1 tRNA gene and 2 rRNA genes (1 of these 3 cut by a window edge) are annotated in these 2,500 nt (G+C 53.8%); all 3 read right to left on the reverse strand.

Features of this window, described 5'->3' with window-relative positions:
- Positions 1-108: 108 nt before the first annotated feature.
- Positions 109-185, reverse strand: a tRNA-Met gene (locus GRI43_RS08450).
- 118 nt (positions 186-303) lie between these two features.
- Positions 304-418, reverse strand: a 5S ribosomal RNA gene (gene rrf, locus GRI43_RS08455).
- Positions 419-548: 130 nt separating this feature from the next.
- Positions 549-2,500 (reverse strand): 23S ribosomal RNA (locus GRI43_RS08460); it runs 840 nt beyond the window's last position.

Below are 2,500 nucleotides of genomic sequence, written 5' to 3' on the forward strand. Positions count from 1 at the left end.
CCCCACAGCAGATGTACCGCCTTCGGCCCGATTAGGGGCGTCATACAGACGCGCAGAAGCCCTGCTGGATTGCAGCAGGGCGCAGGGTGTTGAAGTGCTTGAAAACGGTGGTTGCGGGGGTTGGATTTGAACCAACGACCTTCAGGTTATGAGCCTGACGAGCTACCGGACTGCTCCACCCCGCGTCACCGATTTGCGGCGTCACGAGGCGCGAAGCCTAGAGACGCCAAAAGGGCTGCCCTTGTGGGGTCAGCCCTTTGACATATGAATGGGTTTTTTCCTCGCTCACCCACCAGCTATAATGCCTGGCGACGACCTACTCTTCCAACGCTTAAGCGTTAGTACCATCGGCGCTGTCTGGTTTCACGGCCGAGTTCGAGATGGGATCGGGTGGGTCACAGACGCTATGGCCACCAAGCAATAAAGCCAGTGGATGTGCGGGTTTAATCGATGCGATACGTTTAATTAGGCGTCGTAGATCTGGCTGGATGTCTTCCGACATCATCAAGCGCAGCACCTTTTCAGGCCTGTCGTTGATGGTGGGATTCATCAAGCATGATCAGAGTTATTAGGACTGGTTAGCTTCACGTATTACTACGCTTCCACACCCAGCCTATCAACGTGATGGTCTATCACGACTCGAAGATACCTTATCTTAAGGGAGGCTTCCCGCTTAGATGCTTTCAGCGGTTATCCCGTCCATGCATAGCTACCCAGCGGCACGCCTGGCGGCATGACTGGTACACCAGAGGCATGTTCACCCCGGTCCTCTCGTACTAGGGGCAACTCCTTTCAAGTATCGACGCCCACGGCAGATAGGGACCAAACTGTCTCGCGACGTTCTGAACCCAGCTCACGTACCACTTTAATTGGCGAACAGCCAAACCCTTGGGACCTGCTCCAGCCCCAGGATGTGATGAGCCGACATCGAGGTGCCAAACGATTCCGTCGATATGAGCTCTTGGGAATCATCAGCCTGTTATCCCCGGCGTACCTTTTATCCGTTGAGCGATGGCCCTTCCACGAGGGACCACCGGATCACTATGACCGACTTTCGTCTCTGCTCGACTCGTCAGTCTCGCAGTCAGGCAGGCTTATGCCATTGCACTCTCGCAGACGGTTTCCAACCGTCCTGAGCCTACCATCGCGCGCCTCCGTTACTCTTTAGGAGGCGACCGCCCCAGTCAAACTACCCGCCATAGAGGGTCCCTGATCCGGATAACGGATCTAGGTTAGATATTAGAAAACAACAGGGTGGTATTTCACAGGTTGGCTCCACTTGGACTGGCGCCCAAGTTTCAAAGCCTCCCACCTATTCTACACAGTTCTTTCCCAATACCACTCTAAAGCTGCAGTAAAGGTGCACGGGGTCTTTCCGTCTAACCGCGGGTACTCCGCATCTTCACGGAGAATTCAATTTCGCTGAGCATATCCTGGAGACAGTGGGGAAGTCGTTACGCCATTCGTGCAGGTCGGAACTTACCCGACAAGGAATTTCGCTACCTTAGGACCGTTATAGTTACGGCCGCCGTTTACTTGGGCTTCAATTCGGAGCTTGCACTCCTCCTCTTAACCTTCAAGCACCGGGCAGGCGTCAGACCCTATACGTCGTCTTGAAGCCGACTTAGCAGAGTCCTGTGTTTTTGATAAACAGTCGCTACCCCCTGGCCTGTGCCCCCCATCAAGAGTTGCCTCGAGATGGGGCCTCCTTCTTCCGAAGGTACGGAGGCAATTTGCCGAGTTCCTTCAGGATACTTCTCTCAAGCGCCTTGGTATACTCTACCTGACCACCTGTGTCGGTTTCGGGTACGGTCTATATGAAGAGGCTATTTCCTGGATCTGCTTGGCAGCCTGCCCAATCCAATAAGGACAAACTACTTCCACAAACCGTCACACATCTTCAGGCCCACGAATATTAACGTGGTTCCCATCGACTACCCCCTTCGGGCTCGTCTTAGGGGCCGGCTTACCCTACGCTGATTAGCATTGCGTAGGAACCCTTGGTCTTTCGGCGAAAGGGCATCTCACCCTTTTTATCGCTACTCATGTCAGCATTCGCACTTCCGATACGTCCACCGTCGGTTACCCTTCGGCTTCATCCGCTTACGGAACGCTCCGCTACCGCTCAGATCAAAGATCTGAACCCTAAGCTTCGGTGCATATCTTTAGCCCCGTTACATCTTCGCCGCAGGAACCCTTATTTAGACCAGTGAGCTGTTACGCTTTCTTTAAAGGATGGCTGCTTCTAAGCCAACCTCCTGGTTGTTTTGGGATTCCCACATGCTTTCCCACTTAGATATGACTTGGGGACCTTAGCTGTAGGTTAGGGCTGTTTCCCTTTTGACGACGGACCTTAGCACCCGCCGTCTGTCTGCTGGACAAGACTCGATGGTATTCGGAGTTTGGTTAGGTTTGGTACCGCTCGCGCAGCCCTAGCCCATCCAGTGCTCTACCCCCATCGGCATACATCCAACGCTCTACCTCAATAGATTTCGCGGAG

This window comes from Pontixanthobacter luteolus, assembly GCF_009828095.1.
Taxonomy (GTDB): domain Bacteria; phylum Pseudomonadota; class Alphaproteobacteria; order Sphingomonadales; family Sphingomonadaceae; genus Pontixanthobacter; species Pontixanthobacter luteolus.